This is a genomic window from Actinophytocola xinjiangensis, assembly GCF_001921215.1.
GTDB lineage: Bacteria > Actinomycetota > Actinomycetes > Mycobacteriales > Pseudonocardiaceae > Actinophytocola > Actinophytocola xinjiangensis.
Window position 1 is genome coordinate 320877 of record NZ_MSIF01000006.1, and the last position, 19483, is coordinate 340359.

Sequence of the window (19483 nt, forward strand, 5' to 3'; positions counted from 1 at the left end):
CGGCCAGCGCCGAAAGAGGTCGCCTCAGGCCGGGTTGCTGTCCAGCAGCGCGGCCCCCAGCGCGGTGAGGCTGTGCCGGACGCGGTTGCCGTGCTGCGTGCTGGTGACCAGCCCCGCGCCCCGCAGCACGCCCGCGTGCTCGCTGGCCGAGGACACCGACACGCCGGCCCGCCGGGCCAGTTCGGTGGTGGTGGACTCCTCGACCAGGGTCCGCAGGACCGCGGCCCGGGTGTGGCCCAGGAGCAGGCCGAGGTCGTTGCCGGGCAGGGTGTCGTTGGGCGAGCGGTGCGCCTGCGCCGGGTAGACCAGCACGGGCGGCAGGTCGGGGTCGGCGAGGGTGACGGGCATGCCCCGGCAGAAGTACGAGGGCACCAGCACCAGGCCCCGGCCCTCCAGCCGCAGTTCGCGGTCGATCGGGTAGTCGGCGACCAGGTACGGCGGCTGCCAGCTCAGGCCGTTGCCGAAGGTGCGCAGCATGGCCTCGGTGCCGCCGGCGCACTGGGCCAGTACGCGGCGGCGGCGGTCACCCTGGACGCGTTCGCTGATCTGGCGCCAGGCGGGGACCAGCGCGGTGGTGTGGTGGTGGCGCAGCGCCCGGCCCAGGCCGTGCAGTACCTGGGGTTCGCCGTCGGCGATCCGTCTGGTCCAGGACGGGAGCACGGTGTCCTCGGCCATCCTGGCCAGTTCGGCGCGCAGCCGGCGGCGCGGTGTGCTCAGCACCGCGTCGATGCCCTCCTCCAGCCCGGCGCCCAGCGACGCGACCGGGGTGAGGAAGTCCGGGAAGTAGCCACGTGGCGGCATCAGCGGTGCCATCGCGCGCAGGGCCTGGCGGCCGTGCGGGGCGTCGCCGCCGCGCAGGACGGGGTCGGGGCGCTGTTCGCCCAGTTGCTGGACGCTGAGCAGGATCTCCCAGAGCTGGTCGGGCCCGTCGGCGATCCGGGTCCTGGCGAGGTCCCCGGCCGTGAAATGGACGCGCAGCACCGGATCTCCCCCCGATTTTCGACATCCCCCGAAGCGGGAACGACCGTTCTCGGCTGATAGCGTAGCGCCGAGAACAGCCGTTCTCAAGCGTTTCGGAACGGAGCACCGATGTCGGACGTCGACGACCAGGCGCGGACCAGGGTGCTCGACGCTGCGGACACGCTGTTCTACTCCCACGGCATCCGCGCGGTGGGGATGGACCGCATCCGGGACCTCTCCGGGGTCCCGCTCCGCCGGCTGTACCGGTGCTTCCCGTCCAAGGACGAGCTGGTCGTGGCCTATCTGCGCCGCCGGGACCGGGTCGCGCGGGCGGCGCTGGCCGAACGGGTGGGCCGCCACACCGACCCCCGGGAGCGGGTGCTGGAGGTCTACGAGTGGCTGCACGACTGGTTCCACGAGGCCGGGTTCCGGGGCTGTGCGTTCACCAACGCGTTCAGCGAGGTCGGCGGGGACAACGCGGAGGCGGCCCGCACGGTCCGCGCGCACCAGCAGGCGGTCCGGGCCTACCTGCGTGAGCTGGTCGGGGTGCTGAACGCCGCCGATCCGGATAGCCTGACCGACCAGTTGATGGTATTGGTTTCGGGCGCGATCAACACCGCGCTCATCACCGGCTCGCCGGAACCAGCGCGGCACGCCCGCGCGGCCGCCGCGTCCCTCCTGCCGTCCTGAGCGGGGAAGACGGTGCCACCTCGGTGGTGCGCACCGGGCTCACGGGCCGCGGGAGGGACCCGGAGGGCGGCCCTCAGAGGTTCCTCACGTCAGGGTGGTTCACGTACTCCACGCCCAGGTCGGCGAGTGTGCGGCGCAGGCCGTAACGATCCAGGCCCAGCTCACCGGCGGTGAGGGCCTCACGGGTCGCCTCCTCCGTGGCGACCCTGGCCCGCGCGGCCACCAGCGTCGCGGTGGCGGCGAGCCGGGGGACGCACAGCACGCCGTCGTCGTCGGCGAGCACCACGTCGCCGGGGCACACGGTCTGACCGCCGAGCACGACCGGCACGTTGACCGAGCCGGCGGCGGCCTTCACCGTGCCCTGCGCGCTGACCGACCCGGACCACGCGGGGAAGCCCATCGCCCGCAGCTCGGCGGTGTCCCGCACGCCGGCGGTGGTGACCACGCCGCGCACGCCCCGGTGGCGCAGCGCCGTGGCCAGCAGCTCGCCGAACGAGCCGTCGCGGGAGGGCGAGGTCGTGGTGACCACCAGGAGGTCCCCCGGGCGGCACTGCTCGACGGCCGCGTGGATCATCAGGTTGTCGCCGGGCCGGCTGAGCACGGTCACCGCCGTGCCGGCGATCCGGGTGTCCCGCTGGACCGGGCGCAGGTCGGGGCCGAGGTAGCCGTCGCGGCCCAGCGCCTCGTGCACGGTGGCCACGCCGAGGACGGCGAGCGCGTCGACCTGCGCCATGGCCGCCCTGGGGTGGCCGGTCACCACCACGGTCCTCATGCCAGCACCCCGGTGACCTGCGGGTAGAGCCGGACGTAGGCCTCGGCCCTGGTGTCGTGCGGCAGGCCGAGGTTGGGGCCGGCGTTGCGCCGCAGCTGGACTCCGCGCCGGGTGGCCAGATCGGTGTAGTAGTCCCACATGTGCCGTTGCGCCGGCAGGCACTCCATGGCCGCGCGCTTGCGGTCGAACACGCCGGTGATGTCCAGCAGCACGTCCGGCCGGAACTCGCACTGTTCGGGCTGGTGCGGTTCGAACAGGAACACCGGCGGGGCGCCGAGCGGCTCGCCGGGGGCGTCGTAGCCGACGGCCTGGGCGAGCACCCGCGCCTGCAACGCCATCCGCGCGGCGGCCGGGTGGTCGCCGTTGTAGGGGTCGGCCAGGGCGTGGGTGAGGACGGTGGTCGGCGCCAGCTCGCGGTGGACGCGCACCAGCTGGTCGACGACCTCGGGGGTCTCGGGCAGCGGGTAGTCGCCGAGGTCGAGGAAGCGCACCTCGGCGCCGAGCGCGGCGGCGGCGTTCTCGGCCTCCTCGCGGCGGATCGCCTTGATCTCGGTGAGCGAGCGGCCCTCGCGCCAGGCGCGGGCGGACTCGCCGCGTTCGCCGAAGCTCAGGCACACCACCGTGACCCGTTCGCCCCGGGACGCCGCCAGGGCGATCGCCCCGCCCGCGCGCCACACGAAGTCGCCCGCATGGGCGCTGACCACCAACAGGTTTCCCGGGTTGTCCGTCACGACCCCGAGTCTCAACTTTGCGCGACTATTTTGTCAACAATCCTGGCGCGGATCTCAGCTGACGGTTGCCCGCAGGGCGTCGATGACGCCACGCAGGTGGGCGCGGGTCGCCTCCTCTGCCGCCACCGGGTCGCCGGCCAGGATCGCCTCGACGATCGCCAGGTGCTCGGGCAGCGAGACCGCGAGCCGCCCGGGACGCATGGCGAGCTTGAACTGGTGACGGACGTTCTGGGCGCGCAGGCGCTCCAGCAGGTCGCGGGCGGTGCGCTGACCGCTGATCTCCCGCACCCGGCGGTGCAGCTCCTCGTTGAGGTTGGAGTAGCCGAGCACGTCACCGGCGGCGACGGCCGCGCGCATCCGGTCGCCGATGGCCGCCAGCTCGGTGCGCTGACCGGCGGTGACGACCTCGGCGGCCTTGGCGGCGCACAGGCTCTCCAGGGCCAGCCGGACCTCGCTGATCTCGATCGCCTCGGCCAGCGACACGGCCCGCACCTTGGCCCCACGGTGGGGAATCCGCTCGACCAGACCCTCGCCGGCCAGGGTGACCAGCGCGGAGCGGACCGCCGCCCGGCTGGCGCCGAGCTGCTCGGACAGGTCGGCCTCCACCAGGCGCTGGTTCGGCCCGAAGTCGCCGCGCACGATGGCCGCGCGCACCGCGTCGGCCACCGACCCCGGGCTGTCGTTCACTGCCTGTCCACTCACGGATACCACCCGATATTGGCGCCAATCTCGCGCGGCGAGTTTACCGAAGGGTGCGGGTGCCGTCGGCGTGCCGGCGGGTGACCCGGCGGGCGTCGAGCAGCTCCAGCAGCGGCACCGCGACCCGGCGGGTGGTGCCCAGCGCCCGCCGGGCGTCGCTGACGGTGAACGGCGCCGCGATCCCGGCCAGAACCGTGGCGGCGCGGTCCGGGGCGTCGGCGGCCAGGACGACCGACCCGGCCAGCCGAACGAGCCGCCCGGCCCGTTCGGCCGCCGCGAGCTGACGCGGGCCGAGACCGAGCGCGGACAGGTCGGCCGCCTCCGGCGCGGTGAACGGCGCCCCGTCGAGCCGGGCCTCCACCGCCGCGACGGCCTCGGCGAGTTCGGCCGGCAGTCCCGCGACCGCGTCACCGGCCCGCACGAGTCCGTTGTGGACTGTCAGGCTGGTTTCGCGGATGGCTTGGCGCAGCACGGGATCCGGCACGCCGAACTCGCGGCGCAGAGCCTCGATCGGCAGGCCGGCGGCGATCGGGTGACCGGCCGACCACGCGCGGAACCGGTCGGCGACCCGGCCGGGCAGCTCACCCAGCAACGTCTCGTCCACCGCCAGGTCCCCCACCGCGACCCCGACCGGCGGGTGGCCCAGCACCCGCAGCTGCGCCAACGGCACGACACCGCGCCGCCGCAGGTACGCCGCCGCCGGATCGGCCAGGTCGACGACCCGCTGCCGGGCCGCCCCCCGGCCCGACAGAGGTGGCGGGCACGGGTCGAGCACCTCGACAGCGGCCAGGATCCGGTGCTCGCCGGGATCGCGCAGCAGGCCGATGTCCCCGGCCCGCAACGCGAGCCCGGACGCCAGCGCCAACCGGGCCGTGTCCGTCCCCAGTGGACGGACACGGCAGGGCACGGCCGCCGCGCCGACGTGCAGGACCAGAGACCGGCGCTGGGCGGAGTCCCCGCGCAGCCGCACGTCGATCTCGCCGGTCACGGGGAAGGCCGACGGGGTCAGCAGGGCGTCGCCGCGCCGGACCTCGTCCCGGTCCACGCCGCGCAGGTTCACCGCCACCCTGGCCACCGCCGCCACCTCCTCGCGCGGACGACCCAGCGCCTGGAGTCCCCGGACGACCACCCGCCGGCCACCGAGGTCGAGCTCGTCGCCGACGCGCAGGGTGCCGGCGCCGAGAGTGCCGGTCACCACCGTGCCGGCACCCCGGATGGTGAACGCGCGGTCCACCCACAGCCGCACGTCCGCGGCGCGGTCCGGGACGGGCAGGGCGGCGGTCAGCGCCAGCAGCTCCCGGCGCAGCTCCGGCAGGCCGGCACCGGTCCGGCCGCTCACCGCGACCGCGCGCACACCGGCCAGGCCGGTACCGGCGAGCTGTTCGCGGGCCAGGTCGGTGGCCGCCGCCGGGTCCGCGCGATCGGACTTGGTCACCACCAGCAGGCCGTGCCGCACGCCGAACGCGTCCAGCGCGGTGAGGTGCTCGGCCGACTGCTCCGCCCAGCCCTCGTCCGCGGCGACCACGAACATCGCGGCCGGTACCGGACCGGCGCCGGCCAACATGTTCGGCACGAACCGCTCGTGTCCCGGGACGTCGACGAAGGCCAGGACCTGGTCGTCGAGCTCGGTCCAGGCGAACCCGAGGTCGATCGTCAGCCCGCGTCGGCGTTCCTCGGCGAGCCGGTCGGGTTCCATCCCGGTCAACGCGCGGACCAGCGTCGACTTGCCGTGGTCGACGTGGCCGGCGGTGGCGATCACGTGCACGGGCGGACGTCCTGGCGGAGGCGAACGGGAATCGAACCCGCCAACGGCAGTGCCTGCCGTTCAACGATGTTGAAGACCGCGCCGGTCACCAGGCCGGAAGCGCCTCCCCTGGACATGACGATCATCCTCGCAGAAGCCGGCCGTTTCCCGTAACCTCCACGGCATGGCGTGGTTGACGACCATCCCGAGGAGCGAGGCGACCGGCGAGCTGGCGCGGACCTACGAGGCCATGGCCGCCCGCCCCATCCCGGACGCCTACCAGCCGCCGCACGGCGACGCACCGGGGATCATCCGCGCGCACAGCCTCGACCCGGAGCTGATGCGGCTCACCTTCGGGGTGTCCGGCGCGCTGCACCGCTCGACGCTGAGCTGGGCGGACCGGGAGCTGATCTCCAGCGTCACCTCCCGCACCAACCAGTGCTTCTATTGAACATCGGCTCACGCGGAGTTTCTGCGTGTCGCTTCCGGTGACCCCGCCCTGGCGGAAACCGTGCTCACCCGCGCTGATGAGAGCCTGTCCGCGCGCGAGGCCGTCCTGGCGCGCTACGCCGCCGCGCTGACCGCGGCGCCGTGGTCGATCACACCCGCGTTCGCCGAGCAGTTCGCCGCCCACGGCCTCGACGGGGACGCCGTCCAGGCCGCGACCGGCGTGGTCGCCATGTTCAACTACCTGACCAGGGTCGCCGACGCCACCGGCATCGACTTCGACTACGCCTCGCCGCTGCCGGTGTTCCAGCCCGACCGCGACCGGGACCCGACCCCGCGCCCCGCCCGGCGGCACTGGCCGTCGGTGGCCGGCGAGGACCGCACGCTGCCCGCGTTCCCGGACCTCGGCCAGGCCTGGCAGCGCTGGCGCACGCACGTGTTCGACACCGACGAGCCGCTGACCGGCCGCGAACGCCGGCTGCTGGCCGCCGCGGCCGCCCAGGAGTCCTGCGACCGCACCCGCGCCGAGGACCTGGCCGACACGGTCCCCGGCGACGACCGCGAGTCCCTGCTGGACACCTTCGCCCGCCGGCTCTCCCGCCAGCCGTGGCGGATGACCCCGGCCGACCTGGACGGTCTGCGCGCCGCCGGCTACCCCGAACCCGCGCTGCTGCACGTGATCTCGGTGGTGGCGCTGCAGAACGCCGAGTCCCGCCTGGCCATGGGCCACGCCCTCACCCGCCGCTGAGGCGCGACCGGGCGCGGTAGTGGTCCAGGACGTCCTGGCGCAACAGCGCCCCGAAGCCGGCCGACGCGATCCGCTGGCCGAGCTGGGCCGGCGACACGCCCAGCGCGGTCGCCGTCGCGGCCACGTTCCAGTCGTGGGAGGCGAGTTGGTTGAGCAGATGGCCCCGACGGGCCTGGTTCTCCGACAGGCGGAAGGTCTTGAGGTAGGCGGTGCGGCCCCGGCGGTCGGTGATCAGCTCACCGAGGTGGTTGGGTTCGCCGAGCCGGAAACCGGGCAGGAACCGGGACAGCGTGAACTCGCCCAGGCGGTACACCCGGCGCACGTCGTAGCTCGGCTCCAGCAGTTCGGCGGCCATCACCGAGTCGTGGAACTCCGTCCACTCGCCACGCTGCCGGTCGGCCGCCGCGCGCAGATCGGCGAGCGTGCGGACGTGGGTGCCGCTGATCGCCGCCCGGAACTCGGGCACCGGCCGGCCGAACAGGCCGTAGTGGTGGACCAGCTCACCGAACAGGTCCTGCACCAGGCTCGGGTGCAGGGCGCGGTAGTCGTCGGGGTGGGGCACCACGAACGCCGCCGCCAGCGCGTCCGCGACGTAGCAGAGCACGCCGCACTGGCCGGGGTGGATCTCGAACACCCGCAGCGCGTCGGCCAGGTCCCGGATCTCCGCGCCCCGGTAGGCCTGTTCCTCGCGCGGCGAGAGCCCCCGGGACACCGCGCGCCGCGACCACTCGTCCCAGACGACCGTCGGGCCGCCGAAGTGCAGGGCCAGGTAGCCCTGCAGGGCCAGGTGCAGCGGCAGGAACCGCAGCCGGCCGCGCTCCACCCGCCTGGCCATCCGGCGCTGCAGGCGCAGCGGCAGGCAGTCGATCGTCGTCGAGTCGTCGTCCTTGGTCAGCTGGGTGCCGTAGGCGGCGGCGAGGGTGTCGTCGGCGCCCCAGGCGGCGACGAACCCGTGCGGGACGTAGCTGGCGTAGTAGTGGCGCGCGTCCACCGCGACGACGGCGGTCTCGGTCTCGTAGGCGTGGCGGTGCAGCCGAAGGCCGACGACCGGACGGTCCCGGACCAGTGGCACCAGCCGCACCCCGCCCCACACCTGGGACGGGCCGGCGGTCAGCCCGTCGAGGCTCAGGCCGGTCATCGGGCCGGCCCCGCGAACCGGGCGACCCGCTGGTCGAGGTAGGACCGCAGCCGGTCGAGGTCGCCGGTGCCGGCGGCCAGCCCGGCGAACTCCACCAGCGCCGGGAGGTCCTCGGCGTTGCGCACACCCACGGTCGGCACCCCGGCGCAGAGCCGGTGCACGTCGAAGTCGTCGGCGTCGTAGACCGGGTTGAGGTGCACCACGGCCGTGCGGCCGTCGGGGTCCAGGCGCTCGCGCCACACCCGCAGCACCTCGGCGGCCAGCCCCGGCGGGGCGTTGTCCCAGCCGTCGGACACGATCAGCAGCCGGTCCGGGGCGTGGTCGAGGGCGTCGAGCACGCGCTCACCGAGCGGGGTCGGGCCGAACGGGTGGAGCAGCAACGCGTCGGTCCGCCCGGAGGTCCACAGTGGAACGTAGGTCGTCGCCAGGGCCTCGCACAGGAAGTGCGCGGCCAACGCGACGGCCAGCGGGCGGCGACGCTTGTGGGTCGAGCCGATCGAGGAGAAGCTGTCGTCGAGCACGGCGGCCACCCGGCCCCAGCGTCCGGCGTGCTCACCGGCGACCCGCCGCGCGGCGACGCGCAGCGCACCGGTCAGCTCGGCCCGCCGCAGGGCACGGTCGTCGCCGGGCAGCGACAGCACGTAGGACGCGAGCCTGGTCAACGGCATGGTGTCCAGGTCGGGCGCGACCCCGACACCCGCCCGGGCGGCGGACTCGCGCAGCCGCAGCCGCTCCAGGCGGGTCATCGTCGGCGTGGCACGCTCCAGGAACGTCGCCCGGTCGATGCCGTGCCTGGCCGCGAACCCCTCGGCGACGGTGAACGGCAGTTCGTAGACAGCGCTCCGCTCGTGGTGCGCGCGCCGCCACGCGTCCAGGATCGGCGTGGCGTAACGACTCTGGCGGCGCGGGGCGAACAGGAACGGGCCGAGTTCGGCCGGCGGCGCGAGGTGGGTGTGGCGCACCGTGTCCCTGACCGCGCCCCGGTACTTCACCGCGTCGAACGCCAGGTCCGGCCGGGCGGCCAGCCAGTCGCGAACGACGGCCCTGGTCAGCCGGTTGTTCACCCGCGCGCGGCGCAGCGAGCGGAACAGGTCGTAGACCCGCTGGGGCGGCGTCACCGCCAGCCGCGCGGCGATCAGCCGGCCCTCGCGGCGCCGCTCGTCGGGGGTCGTCGTGCCGGGGTCGGCCAGCAGGCGCGCCACGATCATCGCGGCGTTGTGGTCGTTGACGTCCAGGGCGAGGGTCGCCGCGTAGAGGTCGCGGTAGTTGCCGAGCAGGTAGTCGTGCAGGAACTCCAGCGACAGCCGCTGGGTGCCGGCGTCCGCGCGGAACTCCCGCTGGCCGGTCGCGGTGATCGCCGCGTTCACGAACAGCAGCAGGTCCGACGCGGCGAGGGTGTCCATCACTCCTCCTGGACGGGCGAACGAGAACGTGGGCGCCGGCCGGGGAATGGGGGTGCGATCAGCGAATCATCGCTTCAGAGGCGGGTTCCGGAAGTCGCACCGGAGTCCCACGGCCGGCGCCAGGACAGTAGCAACCGGGACACCGGTCAGACCGGTGATTTCGCCGATGTGACGGCGCGGGCGGGGTGGGCACAGTGGAACGGTCCCACCTCCTACCCCCTGTTTCGGAGGACCAATGCGTCGAATCCTCGGTCTCGTCGCGGCCATGGCGGTCGCGTTCGCGGTGTTCACGCCGGCGACCACGGCCAGCGCGTCCACCAGTACCCCGGTGATCTTCGTGCACGGCTACACCGGCAGCGCGTCGAACTGGGTCACCGCGATGAGCGTGTTCCGGGCGGCCGGCTGGTCGAGCGGCGACCTGTTCGCCTACGAGTACAACTCCTACGGCAACAACGTGACCAACGCGCGCGGCCTGGCCAGCTACGCCGACACCGTCAAGGCACGCACCGGCGCGTCGAAGGTCGCCATCGTCAACCACTCCATGGGCGGGCTGGTCAGCCAGTACTACCTCAAGGTGCTCGGCGGCAACGCGAACGTCAGCCACCTGGCCTCGATCGCGGGGGCCAACCACGGCACCACGGCCGCCGGTGCCTGTCTGGTGTTCGTCACCTGTCAGCAGATGTATCCCGGCTCGTCGTTCATCGCCCAGATCTCGGCCGGTGACGAGACGCCGGGCGCCACCGAGTACGCGACCTGGTACTCGGCGTGCGACGGCGTGATCCTCCCCTACACCAGCACCCGGCTCACCGGCGCGGACAACAACCTCGTCGTCTGCCAGACCCACCTCGGGTTCCTGGCCGACACCGGTGTGCTGGGGCAGATCGCCAGCTACGTCAAGGGCTGACGCGCGCGCCGCGACGGCTCACACGCTGCGCAGCACCGACACCACGACCCCGAGGACCACGGCCTCGTCGCCGTCGATCACCTGGTAGGCGGGGTTGCGGGGTTCGAGCAGCACGTGGCCGTCGCGGCGGCGGTAGACCTTGACGGTGGCCTCGCCGTCGAGCATGGCGGCCACGATCTGGCCGGAGTGCGCCTCGGGCTGCTGGCGCACGACGACGATGTCCCCGTCGCAGATGGCCGCGTCGACCATCGAGTCGCCCCGCACCCGCAGGCCGAAGACCGTGCCGCGCCCGGTCAGCCCGCGCGGCAGCGACAGCACGTCGTCGACGTGTTCCTCGGCCGCGATCGGCACCCCGGCGGCGATGTCACCGACCACCGGCACCGGCACCTGGTCGGTGGCCGCCCGCTCGTCCGGCTGGCGCAGGAACACCCGCACGTCGATCGCCCGGGAGACCGTGCTGCTGCGCCGCAGGAAACCCTTGTCCTCCAGGCTCGCCAGGTGTTTGGACACCGACGAGGAGGACCGCAGGCCGACGGCGTCGCCGATCTGCCGGGTGCTCGGCGAGTACCCGTGCCGGCCGACCCAGTCCCGGATGGCGGCCAGGATCCGCTGCTGGCGCGGCGGCAGGCCGGCGACGTCCAGGTCGCCGAACACGTCATCGTCGAAGGTGGTCACCGGGCGAATCGTAGAGGTCGGTCGGTTCGTCGCCGCCGAGGACTCCGAGGACGCCCAGGAACGCGCCGGCCGCCGGTGTGCGGGTGTGCCGGCCCCACACGACGTACTCGACGCGCATCGGTGCGTCGATGACCTCGACGGTGGCCAGGCCGGGCAGTCGGGGCGCCCAGGCTGCCGGGAGCAGCGCGATGCCCAGGCCCTCCCCCACCAGCCGGGTCATCAGGTGGTCGACGGTGCTCACCTCGAAGGCGACGTCGCGGGTCAGGCCGGCGGCGGCGAAGGCCTCGTCGGACTGGGCGCGGCCGGCGGTCCCGGCCGGCAGGTCGACGAACGGCTCCCCGGCCAGGTGGGCCAGGCTCGTGGAGGTCTCGCCGGCCAGTGGGTGGTCCGGCGCGATCACGGCGACCAGCCGGTCGCAGGCCAGCTCGTGCATGGTGACGCCCTGGGGCTCGGTACTGGTGGGCAGGCCGAGGAAGGCGACGTCGAGGCTGCCCTGCCGGACCTGTTCGACGAGGTGTTCGCTGGCGCCGACCCGCAGGCTGATCCGCACGTGCGGGTAGGTCTGGCGGAACTCGCGCAGCGCGGCCGGCAGGTCGACGGCGGCGACGGTGGGGATCAGGCCGACGGCCAGCCGCCCGCGCACCTCGCCGACGGCCGCGGCGGCCTCGGCGGCGGCCCGTTCGGCGGCGGCGAGGCACTGGCGGGCCGCCGGCAGGAACGCGGTGCCGGCGGGGGTCAGCCGCACCCGGCGGCTGGTGCGCTCGAACAGCCGGGCGCCCAGTTCCCGTTCCAGGCGCGCGACCTGGTGGCTCAGCGCGGACTGGACGACCAGGCACTGCTGCGCGGCCCGGGTGAAGCTGTTCGTCTCGGCGATCGCGACGACGTAGCGCAGTTGTTGGAGCTCCATCGATCTATCGTGCACCACGATTGATGAGGTGACAAACATGTGTTGGACTCATTGATCGTTCGTGGGGAGACTGGAGCCATGACCGGAAACCCGACGCGCGTCGCGTTGACCGCGCTCGCCCCCGCCGTGTGGGGCACCACCTACGTGGTCACCACCGAACTCCTGCCGCAGGGTCATCCGGTGTTCGCCGCGCTGCTGCGCGCGCTGCCGGCCGGTCTGATCGCACTCGCGCTGACCAGGACACTGCCGCGCGGCGAGTGGTGGTGGAAGGCCGCGGTGCTCGGCGTGCTGAACATCGGTCTGTTCAACGTGTTGCTGTTCATCGCCGCCGAGCGCCTGCCCGGCGGCGTCGCCGCGACCCTGGCCGCCGGCCAGCCGCTGGTGGTCGCCCTGCTGGCGGTGGCGGTCCTGCGCGAACGCCCCTCCGCGTGGCGGTTGGCCTGGGGGGTCACCGGGATCGTCGGCGTCGGCCTGGTGGTGATCGGCCCGGCGGCGGGACTGGACGCGGTCGGCGTGGTCGCCGGCCTGGCGAGCGCGGTGTCGATGGCCCTCGGGGTGACGCTGACCAAGCGCTGGGGCCGGCCCCCGCAGGCCAGCCCGACGGCCTTCGCCGGCTGGCAGCTCGCGGCGGCCGGGCTGTTCCTGCTGCCGGTCACGTTCGTCGCCGAAGGCGCGCCACCGGCGATCGACCTGGCCGCCGCGCTCGGGTACCTGTGGCTGGGTCTGGTCGGCGGGCTGATCGCCTACGTGCTGTGGTTCCAGGGGATCACGTCGCTGCCGGTCACCTCGGTGGCGGTACTGCCGCTGCTCTCACCGCTGGTGGCCGCGGCGCTCGGCGCCGCGCTGCTCGGTCAACTCCTGGGCCCGGTGCAGCTGATGGGCTTCGCGCTGGCCCTCGGTGCGATCCTCGCCGGACAGCTGCCCGCCCCCGCCAGGCGCGTCCCCGTCCGGAGCTGACCCGGGTCACCCTGGCTCGGCGCGGTTCCACCGGAGTTTCACCTCGATCTGGCCGCCGACCCCGGTACGGGCGATGACCGCGCCGACCTCGGCATCGAACTTGACGCCGAAGGTCAGCTCGATCTCGTCCGGTGCGGTGGCCATCGCGGTGAACTGGGCCAGGGCCGAGGCGGCGGCGTCCCGGACGTCACCGATGGCCTTCTCGAACTGGGTCCGGGCCTCGCGCAGCACGTCACCCGCGCGGCCGGCCCTGGCCACGCCGGGCGGGACGTCGACCTCCACCAGTACCGAACCCCCGTCGGTCAGGGGAAACCGGGCGATCTCCTGTTGCGTCACGCACACGTCCCTTTCGTCAGTGCGGCTCGACCAGCTCGTGCTGGCAGTCGCCGCAGTACCTGGCCGCCGCCGACCAGCGCGTCCCGCAGATCGGGCACTCCCCGTTCGGGCCGGGCGTGGCGGGCCGGTCGGCACTCGGTGTGTCGACCGGCCCCCGGGTCGTCGTACTCGACCCCATCTCCGCCCAGAGCAGGTCGACGACCCCGATGTCGTCCCTGATCGATGTCACCCCGTCGCGGGGGTCGCCCGTGATCCTGACCAGCCGCCGGAGCCGGGCCAAGGCCTTCTCGTTGCCGGACTCGGCGGCCAGCAGGACCGCGCTGCGCCATTCGGCCTCGGCGGTTTCCAGGTCATCGATCCTGTACGCGGCGATCCCGAGCCGGATGTTCTCCCCCAGCGCGGCCTGGTCGGTGTAGTGCGCGACCCGGGGGTCGATCACGCTGGAGAGCCGGGCGTCGTTGGTCCAGCACGCGAACACGCCCCCCGCACACAGGTTCTCGTACTCGTCCGACCCCGGACGGCGCCGCTGCACGTCGACGCGGGCGATCCGGATCCGCTCGTCCAGCTCGGCCGCGACACGGTCGGTTCGCAGACACAGGTGGAAGTCCCGCGTCTGCACCCCCCACGACCCGGTCGCGAACGCCGTGACCCGGTCGGACACCGGCGCCGGCTCCAGCACGTACAGCGTGGGATGGGTCTGGCGCAGGAAGTCGACGGTGACGCCGGTCGTCGTCCGGACGACGACCCGCACCTGCGGCACGAGCTTGCCGACCGCCGACAGGGTCATGGCCCGGAACTCCTCGCTCAGGTCCCGGTGCTCCCGGACGGCGTCCGCCGTGCCGTGCAGTGCCTCGGCGATCCGCCGCAGCTCCCGGGGCTCCCAGTGCTCGCCGATCCCCCGGGAGTCGCAGGTGAACACCGGTGGGCAGGCGACCAGCTCCTCCTCAAGCACGTCCCGGGACGAGGTGTTCTGGCCGTCGGTGAGCAGGATCGCGTGCCGCACGGCATCCGGATAGCGCGCCAGCAGCTGCCTGGTCAGCCGCAGCCACACACCGATCGCGGTGCTGCCGTTGGCCCGCAGCCCGGCGACCGCCTCCCGCGCCGCCGCCCGCGTTCCCGGTGAGGCGACGGCGAGTTCCGGCTCACGCGGATACACCATGGTGGCCCGCTCGTCGCCCGCGACGACGGCGAACCGGGTGCCGTCGGGCAGGAGGTCGATCGCGGTGCGGGTGGCCCGGATGGCGGCCACCATCTTCGTCCGGGGGGTGTCCATGGAGGACGAGCGGTCGATCACGATCACCTGGGCGAGTTCGGGGGCGACCACCGCCGGTCCGGCGCCGGCCACCTTCTCGGTCACGGTCGCGGTCAGACCGAGGATGGCGTGCATCTCCTGTTCCTCCGGTGCCAGGTGGACTTCCTGGCTGACCGTCAGACCGAACTCGGGCGCCTGGGCCATGTCGTTGCCCTCCCAGCTCTCAGATGTGGGTGACCGGGCGGTGCCGGTTCGCGAGATCGATCAGGCGGGTGTGGTCCACCGGGGTCCGGGACTGCCTGGCCAGGCCAAGGTAGGAGGTCTCCAGGTCCCTGCGGGCCGCTCGTTCCTCGGCCCGGTCGTTCTCGGCCAGCCACCGGGCCAGCCGGGCCTCCCGCAGGACGGTCTCCAGCCGGACCTTCGCCCCGTCGTCCAGGTTCAGGTGGGTCAACCGGTCTGCGGCGTCGCGCAGGTCCTCGGGGGTCGGGCGGTGGTCACCGAGGTTGCCGCACAGCACCTGGACGGCCGCGACACCGACCGCGACGGTGTGCCGCCACGTCGAGGTGGTCGTGTCCAGCAGGGCGACGGCCCCGGCCCGGTCCGCGCGCCCGAGCCGGATCCGCACCAGCCCGAACAACGCGCTCACCACCTCCGGGTCCCGGCGCCACACCGCCTCGTAGAACGACTCCGCGAGGTCGGGACGCTCACCGGCCTCGGCGCAGTAGGCCAGCGCCAGTTTCGGCGCGTCCTCGCCGGGCAGTGCCCGGTACACCGCGTCGAACTCCCGGGCGGCGACCCGCACCTCCCCGGTCCACAGCGCGATCAGGCCGGCGTGCCAGCACGAGCGCCAATCCTGGTCGTCGTCGAGCAGTATCCGCGCCTGCGCGAGGTCCGCCCTGGCGGCGTTCGGGTCGGCGGCGGCCAGGTCGGCCCGGCAGCGGTCCAGCGCGTCGGTGAGCCGGCCCAGGCGGTCGGCCTCCGTGGCGCTGAGCGGTTGACCCTGGTCGTCGGTGGCCGATCCGGCCACGAACCCGCTCGTCGGGTCCTTCGGCTCCGGCAGCCCGATCGCCACGTCCGTCGGCTCCGGCGGGCCGGACGCGAGGACGACGTCGAGCGGCGAGGTGTCACCGGCGGCGGTCGTCCACCGCTCCAGCCCCGGAACCCGGCCCAGGCCGCCGTCGAGCAGAACCGTCCCGCGCTCGAACCAGGCCGACGGCCGGGGGCGGGGCCGGCCGTCGCGCAGCGAGGCGATCTCCCGCAGCACGCCGTCCAACTGCCCGGCCATCTCCGTCGCCGAGGCGAACCGGCGACGCGGGTCCTGGTGCCGCGCGCGTTCGTACACCAGGACGAACGGCGACCGCCCGGCCGCGGTGGCCCGTGGCCGGGCGACGACCGCCTGGTGGAGCCGTTGCAGCGTGACCCCGACCGTGTGCAGGTCCGACCGCACGGTCAGTCCGTGTTCGGCGATCTCGGCGTCGGAGACCACGAACCCGGTGGTGCCGACCCTCGGGCTGATCCGGTCGCCGATCCGCCGAACACCGCCGAAGTCGATCAGCTTGACCCGGTTGCTCTGCTCGTCGCGCCCGCCGGAACGCAGGATCACGTTGTTCGGGTTGAGATCGCAGTACAGGTAGCCCCGGCCGTGCAGGTACTGGAGTGCGGCGAGGATCTGCAGGCCGCACATGATGACGTGCTCGATCGTCAGCGGACCTCGCCACGGCAACCGGTCGGTCCTGGACCTGAGCATCACGTCGGCGAGGACCAGACCGCCGACGTACTCCATCACGATGTAGTCCCTCGGCGTCGCGAGCTGCGCGTCCGGGTGGGTGACGAAGTTGTAGATCCGCACGATGTTCGGGTGCTCGAAGGTGGTCAGCGCCCGCCGCTCGGCCACCGCGGAATCCCCAACGGCGATGTGTCCCTTGAGGACGACGTCGTTGTCGTCGAGGTGGACGTCCTGGGCCAGGTAGGTCTCGCCCTGGCCGCCCCGCGCCAGAAAGCCACGGACCTTGTACTGGTCGCCGACGAGATCGTTCCTGCGCAGGCTCGCCCCCAACGGCGTGGCGCATTCCGGGCAGTACTTCGACGCGCGCGGGTCGGGCTCCTTGCGGCAGGTGACACACCACCGCACCCCGTCGCCGGCCACCGGCAGCGGGACCGTGAAGGCCGGGAAGGACAGGGGATCCCCCTGCTCCGCGTCGTCGGCCGGCGCGGGCCGAGCCGGGGTGCTGGGTGGCCGGGCGGCCTCGTGACCGCAGTTCTCGCAGTAGCCCATGTCGTCGACCGGGCCGCCGCAGCCGGGGCGGGCACAGGTGGTGGGCGGGCTCATCGCTGCTCCTCCAGCAGACGTCGCAGTGCGTCGTCGTAGGCCTGGACGGCCGCGCGCACGGCCTCCAGGTCGGGTGGCTCGACGGCGATCAACTCGGTCGCCCGGCGGTGCCGCGCGACGAGAACCTCGTGCTCGACCATCCCGGCGTCACCCGCCCTGGCCGTCAGTGCCTCCAGCCGGCCGCGTTCCGCCGCGACACCGGTGCCGCGCGGGTTCGCCGGCTCCAGCCGGGCGACGCGCCGCTCCAGCCGCGGCAACAGCCGCTCGACGACCCCCTCGGGGTCCACCTCGGCCGCCAGCCGCGTGTCGGCCAGCCATCCGGTCAGCCTGGTGATCTGCCTGGCGTGCCGGCGGTCGAGCGCCGCGACCCGCCGGGCGAGGCCGTCGAGCCTGATCCCCACGGCGCGGATCGCCAGGTCCCGCACCATCGACCGGCTCACCGAGTCCTCGTCCCGCAGGCCGAGCACGAGCCGGCCCCCGTACAGCACCAGCGGCGTGAACACGTCCCGGATCAACGACTCCGGGTCCTCGGCCCGGTCGACCTCCACCGCCACCACGGTCATCGGCGGCGTCCCGGCGGCCAGTCGCTCACGGGAGCTCCGCCCGTCGTCGACGGTCAGCCCCACGCGGTCGGCGATGCGCCGGGACACCTCCTCGACGGACTGTCCCGCGACGTCGATCGCCAGATCCGCCAGCGGCTCGGTGCCGGGGCCGGACAGCATGACCGCCTGCCGCAGCGCGTCGACGTCGCGACCACCCACGAGCCGCACCCCGGGTTCCGCCGACCGGGCCCGCAACTGCGTGGCCAGTTCCGTCGCACGGTCGTCGGCGGGGAGACCGGGACGCGTGAAGCTCGGGTCGACGCCCCGGCCGCCGACGGCCCAGTCATCAACCAGCGGCAGGTGCGCGATGATCGCCTCGGTCGGCAGCATCCAGGACAGGCCGGCCTCCTCGTCGGTGTACTCGGCCACGACGATCCCGACGACGTCGCCGGTCAGGTCGTCGACGACGCCCGAACCACTGAACCCGGCCCGCACCCGCTGCTCGACGTCCGACCGCCGGTTCATCTGCACCCATTCCGGCCCCACGCGCCCGACCAGCGTCGTCAGCGCCCACAGCCCGTCGTCGAACAGGCGCGGGTAGCCCAGCACGCGGGCCGGCCGGTCCCGGGTGATGGCCAACCGCCGCAGCCGCGCGCCGTCGTCGGCCGGCCGTGGCTCGCGGAGCCGCAGCAGCGCGACGTCGCCCCGGCGAACGCCAGGGAACTCCGCCACGCACAGCTCGTCCACGACCTCGGCGCCCACGGCGGGCAGGCCGTCGTGACCCATCAGGTCGACCACCAGCTCGGGCGCCCTCAGCGCGACATGGGCGCAGGTGAGCACGAACTCCGGGCCGAGCAACACGCCGGCGCCGAGAACCAGGTCCGGGTCCTCGCGGGAACGCACCCTGACCTGCCAGCGGTGCTGGCTCCGGTCGTTCATGCCGTACACGGCAGGTCAAGCCATTCTTCCGGTGGCACGGCGGCTCTGACCTCGTCCAGCCCGGCGAGCAGTTCGTCGAGCCGTGCGGGACTGTTCAGGTACTCCAGCACGGCACGGTAGTAGGCGGTGCGCACCGCCGGCGGCAGGATGTCCACGACGTGGAAGCACAACGGGTCGTCGGACGAGAACACCTCGGCGATGCGTGGGCTGATCGGATCCTGGTACACGTCGGTGTCGACGTCGCGGTTCAGCGTGAACACACCGCGATCGGACCCCCGTGGCCAGATTCCCTGGGTCGAGTCGCGGGCGAGGAACTCCATCAGCGACCGGGCCTGCGGCGTGTCGGTGAACATCCCCGCGAGGTCGACCGACACCGTCCACACCGGATCGGTGCCCACCGCACCGGGGAAGGGGAAGAAGTCGAAGTCCTCCCCGGCCGTCGGCCGGGACTCGAAATCCCGGTAGAAACCCATGATGAACGACGACTGGTGTTCGAACAGGCAGCCGGGCGGATCGGTGAACAGCGGCAGCCCGCTGTCCCCGAAGTCGGTGGAGAACACCGTTCGCGGGCCGCCGTACACGGCACGCGGGTCGGTGGCGAGGCTGCCCCACTCCGCCCACGCCTGGCGTACCTGTTCGGAGGTCCAGGCCAGGTCACCGGCGGCCCACTGCCGGTAGCGGTCCGGACCGAACCGGTGGACGAAGATGTCCTCGATCAGGTCCGCGCCCGACCAGCCGGAGATCGACGAGTCGCCCATGCCCATGCACCACGGCGTGATCCCCGACCCGGCGGCCGACCCACCGAAGGCCAACAGCTCCTCCAGCGTTCCCGGCGGCGGGCCGGTCAGCCGTTTCGGGTTGTACCAGACGAGGCTGGTCAGGTTCGCCTTGATCGGCACGGTGTAGACGTGGTCGACGCCGTCGACCCGGGTGGGCAGCAGCCACGGCGCGTCGTAGGCCGCTCGCTGCCGCTGGCTGAGCACGTCGTCCAGCGGGTACAGCCCGCCGCCCCTGGCGAACCGGGCGAGATCGCCGGGGCTGGACAGGATCGCCACGTCCGGCGGGGCGCCGCTGGCCATGCCCGACCGCAGAACCTGGGCCAGCGCACGAGTTTGCTGGTAGTCGTACTCGATGCCGGTTTCCTCGGTGAACGCGTCCAGCACCGTGCGGAACTCGCGGCCCTCGGAGTTCTCCCCGGTGTCCAGCCATGGTCCGAGGATGGTCACGGTCGCCGGTTCGGTCACGGCGCAGGCGGGCAGTCCGGCGGTCACCAGCAGCACGACCAGCCCGATGACGTTACGGCGCACGGA

Annotated in this window: 19 protein-coding genes and 1 tRNA gene; 5 read left to right on the forward strand and 15 right to left on the reverse strand. The window is 73.5% G+C overall.

Annotated features, from left to right (window positions below; translation table 11 throughout):
* Nucleotides 1–24: 24 nt before the first annotated feature.
* A complete protein-coding gene (locus BLA60_RS15930) occupies nt 25–981 on the reverse strand; it encodes an ArsR/SmtB family transcription factor (protein ID WP_075133646.1) in 957 nt (318 codons plus the stop codon).
* Between the two features lie 108 nt (nt 982–1089).
* Between BLA60_RS15930 and BLA60_RS15935 the strand changes: the two genes are divergently transcribed.
* Nucleotides 1090–1650 (forward strand): TetR/AcrR family transcriptional regulator, encoded by a 561-nt coding sequence (locus tag BLA60_RS15935; RefSeq protein ID WP_075133647.1) that lies wholly within the window; start codon nt 1090–1092, stop codon nt 1648–1650.
* Nucleotides 1651–1723: 73 nt separating this feature from the next.
* Here BLA60_RS15935 and BLA60_RS15940 read toward each other — a convergent pair whose 3' ends face one another.
* The 5 genes from BLA60_RS15940 to BLA60_RS15960 form a co-directional block, all read right to left on the reverse strand.
* Entirely contained in the window at nt 1724–2422 is a 699-nt protein-coding gene (locus BLA60_RS15940) for a 4-carboxy-4-hydroxy-2-oxoadipate aldolase/oxaloacetate decarboxylase (protein ID WP_075133648.1), read from the reverse strand.
* Nucleotides 2419–3153 carry a PIG-L deacetylase family protein gene (locus BLA60_RS15945; protein WP_075133649.1) on the reverse strand — a complete coding sequence of 245 codons (735 nt, stop codon included), beginning with the start codon at nt 3151–3153 and terminating at the stop codon, nt 2419–2421. Before BLA60_RS15945 ends, BLA60_RS15940 begins: the two co-directional genes overlap by 4 nt.
* Nucleotides 3154–3207: 54 nt before the next feature.
* Nucleotides 3208–3855 (reverse strand): GntR family transcriptional regulator, encoded by a 648-nt coding sequence (locus tag BLA60_RS15950; protein ID WP_075133650.1) that lies wholly within the window; start codon nt 3853–3855, stop codon nt 3208–3210.
* A gap of 40 nt (nt 3856–3895) precedes the next feature.
* Nucleotides 3896–5617 carry a selenocysteine-specific translation elongation factor gene (gene selB / locus BLA60_RS15955; RefSeq protein WP_075133651.1) on the reverse strand — a complete coding sequence of 574 codons (1722 nt, stop codon included), beginning with the start codon at nt 5615–5617 and terminating at the stop codon, nt 3896–3898.
* A 12-nt stretch (nt 5618–5629) separates the two neighbouring features.
* Nucleotides 5630–5724, reverse strand: a tRNA-Sec gene (locus tag BLA60_RS15960).
* A gap of 56 nt (nt 5725–5780) precedes the next feature.
* Between BLA60_RS15960 and BLA60_RS15965 the strand changes: the two genes are divergently transcribed.
* Both BLA60_RS15965 and BLA60_RS15970 read left to right on the forward strand, forming a co-directional pair.
* Nucleotides 5781–6047 (forward strand): carboxymuconolactone decarboxylase family protein, encoded by a 267-nt coding sequence (locus BLA60_RS15965; RefSeq protein ID WP_075133652.1) that lies wholly within the window; start codon nt 5781–5783, stop codon nt 6045–6047.
* A gap of 60 nt (nt 6048–6107) precedes the next feature.
* Nucleotides 6108–6791, forward strand: coding sequence for a carboxymuconolactone decarboxylase family protein (locus tag BLA60_RS15970; RefSeq protein WP_075133653.1), 684 nt, complete (start codon nt 6108–6110; stop codon nt 6789–6791).
* On the opposite strand, the gene BLA60_RS15975 is transcribed toward BLA60_RS15970, so the two are convergent.
* Nucleotides 6778–7929 (reverse strand): ARPP-2 domain-containing protein, encoded by a 1152-nt coding sequence (locus BLA60_RS15975; protein WP_075133654.1) that lies wholly within the window; start codon nt 7927–7929, stop codon nt 6778–6780. The two genes, BLA60_RS15970 and BLA60_RS15975, sit on opposite strands and share 14 nt — an antisense overlap.
* On the reverse strand, nt 7926–9332 hold the full coding sequence (locus BLA60_RS15980; protein WP_075133655.1) for a hypothetical protein: 1407 nt from the start codon (nt 9330–9332) through the stop codon (nt 7926–7928). Before BLA60_RS15980 ends, BLA60_RS15975 begins: the two co-directional genes overlap by 4 nt.
* A gap of 235 nt (nt 9333–9567) precedes the next feature.
* On the opposite strand from BLA60_RS15980, the gene BLA60_RS15985 reads away from it, so the two are divergent.
* Nucleotides 9568–10236: an esterase/lipase family protein gene (locus tag BLA60_RS15985; RefSeq protein ID WP_075133656.1), complete on the forward strand. Its 669-nt coding sequence runs from the start codon at nt 9568–9570 to the stop codon at nt 10234–10236.
* A gap of 18 nt (nt 10237–10254) precedes the next feature.
* Here the strand turns inward: BLA60_RS15985 and lexA are convergent, their stop codons facing one another.
* Nucleotides 10255–10911, reverse strand: coding sequence for a transcriptional repressor LexA (gene lexA, locus BLA60_RS15990; RefSeq protein WP_075133657.1), 657 nt, complete (start codon nt 10909–10911; stop codon nt 10255–10257).
* Nucleotides 10892–11818 (reverse strand): LysR family transcriptional regulator, encoded by a 927-nt coding sequence (locus BLA60_RS15995; protein ID WP_211288739.1) that lies wholly within the window; start codon nt 11816–11818, stop codon nt 10892–10894. Before BLA60_RS15995 ends, lexA begins: the two co-directional genes overlap by 20 nt.
* Before the next feature lie 78 nt (nt 11819–11896).
* Here BLA60_RS15995 and BLA60_RS16000 point away from each other — a divergent pair, with 78 nt between their 5' ends.
* Nucleotides 11897–12775: an EamA family transporter gene (locus tag BLA60_RS16000; RefSeq protein WP_075133659.1), complete on the forward strand. Its 879-nt coding sequence runs from the start codon at nt 11897–11899 to the stop codon at nt 12773–12775.
* Between the two features lie 6 nt (nt 12776–12781).
* Here BLA60_RS16000 and BLA60_RS16005 read toward each other — a convergent pair whose 3' ends face one another.
* From BLA60_RS16005 to BLA60_RS16025, 5 genes are read right to left on the reverse strand one after another with little or no spacing between them, the layout of a single operon-like run.
* Complete coding sequence (locus BLA60_RS16005) at nt 12782–13111, reverse strand: CU044_2847 family protein (protein WP_075133660.1); 330 nt, start codon at nt 13109–13111, stop codon at nt 12782–12784.
* 16 nt (nt 13112–13127) lie between these two features.
* A complete protein-coding gene (locus tag BLA60_RS16010; protein WP_075133661.1) occupies nt 13128–14567 on the reverse strand; it encodes a vWA domain-containing protein in 1440 nt (479 codons plus the stop codon).
* 19 nt (nt 14568–14586) lie between these two features.
* Entirely contained in the window at nt 14587–16692 is a 2106-nt protein-coding gene (locus BLA60_RS16015) for a tetratricopeptide repeat protein (protein ID WP_075133662.1), read from the reverse strand.
* Complete coding sequence (locus BLA60_RS16020; RefSeq protein WP_154814380.1) at nt 16689–18173, reverse strand: S1 family peptidase; 1485 nt, start codon at nt 18171–18173, stop codon at nt 16689–16691. The genes BLA60_RS16015 and BLA60_RS16020 overlap by 4 nt, the downstream gene beginning before the upstream one ends.
* Nucleotides 18170–19480: an ABC transporter substrate-binding protein gene (locus tag BLA60_RS16025; RefSeq protein ID WP_162292970.1), complete on the reverse strand. Its 1311-nt coding sequence runs from the start codon at nt 19478–19480 to the stop codon at nt 18170–18172. The genes BLA60_RS16020 and BLA60_RS16025 overlap by 4 nt, the downstream gene beginning before the upstream one ends.
* Between the last annotated feature and the right edge of the window lie 3 nt (nt 19481–19483).

Bases quoted from the DNA above. Each gene is read 5' to 3' on its own strand.
- BLA60_RS15935 (WP_075133647.1), top strand. From the start codon at position 1,090: ATGTCGGACGTCGACGACCAGGCGCGGACCAGGGTGCTCGACGCTGCG.
- BLA60_RS15940 (WP_075133648.1), bottom strand. From the start codon at position 2,422: ATGAGGACCGTGGTGGTGACCGGCCACCCCAGGGCGGCCATGGCGCAG.
- BLA60_RS15965 (WP_075133652.1), top strand. From the start codon at position 5,781: ATGGCGTGGTTGACGACCATCCCGAGGAGCGAGGCGACCGGCGAGCTG.
- BLA60_RS15975 (WP_075133654.1), bottom strand. From the start codon at position 7,929: ATGACCGGCCTGAGCCTCGACGGGCTGACCGCCGGCCCGTCCCAGGTG.
- BLA60_RS15980 (WP_075133655.1), bottom strand. From the start codon at position 9,332: ATGGACACCCTCGCCGCGTCGGACCTGCTGCTGTTCGTGAACGCGGCG.
- BLA60_RS15985 (WP_075133656.1), top strand. From the start codon at position 9,568: ATGCGTCGAATCCTCGGTCTCGTCGCGGCCATGGCGGTCGCGTTCGCG.
- BLA60_RS15995 (WP_211288739.1), bottom strand. From the start codon at position 11,818: ATGGAGCTCCAACAACTGCGCTACGTCGTCGCGATCGCCGAGACGAAC.
- BLA60_RS16000 (WP_075133659.1), top strand. From the start codon at position 11,897: ATGACCGGAAACCCGACGCGCGTCGCGTTGACCGCGCTCGCCCCCGCC.
- BLA60_RS16010 (WP_075133661.1), bottom strand. From the start codon at position 14,567: ATGGCCCAGGCGCCCGAGTTCGGTCTGACGGTCAGCCAGGAAGTCCAC.
- BLA60_RS16015 (WP_075133662.1), bottom strand. From the start codon at position 16,692: ATGAGCCCGCCCACCACCTGTGCCCGCCCCGGCTGCGGCGGCCCGGTC.
- BLA60_RS16020 (WP_154814380.1), bottom strand. From the start codon at position 18,173: ATGAACGACCGGAGCCAGCACCGCTGGCAGGTCAGGGTGCGTTCCCGC.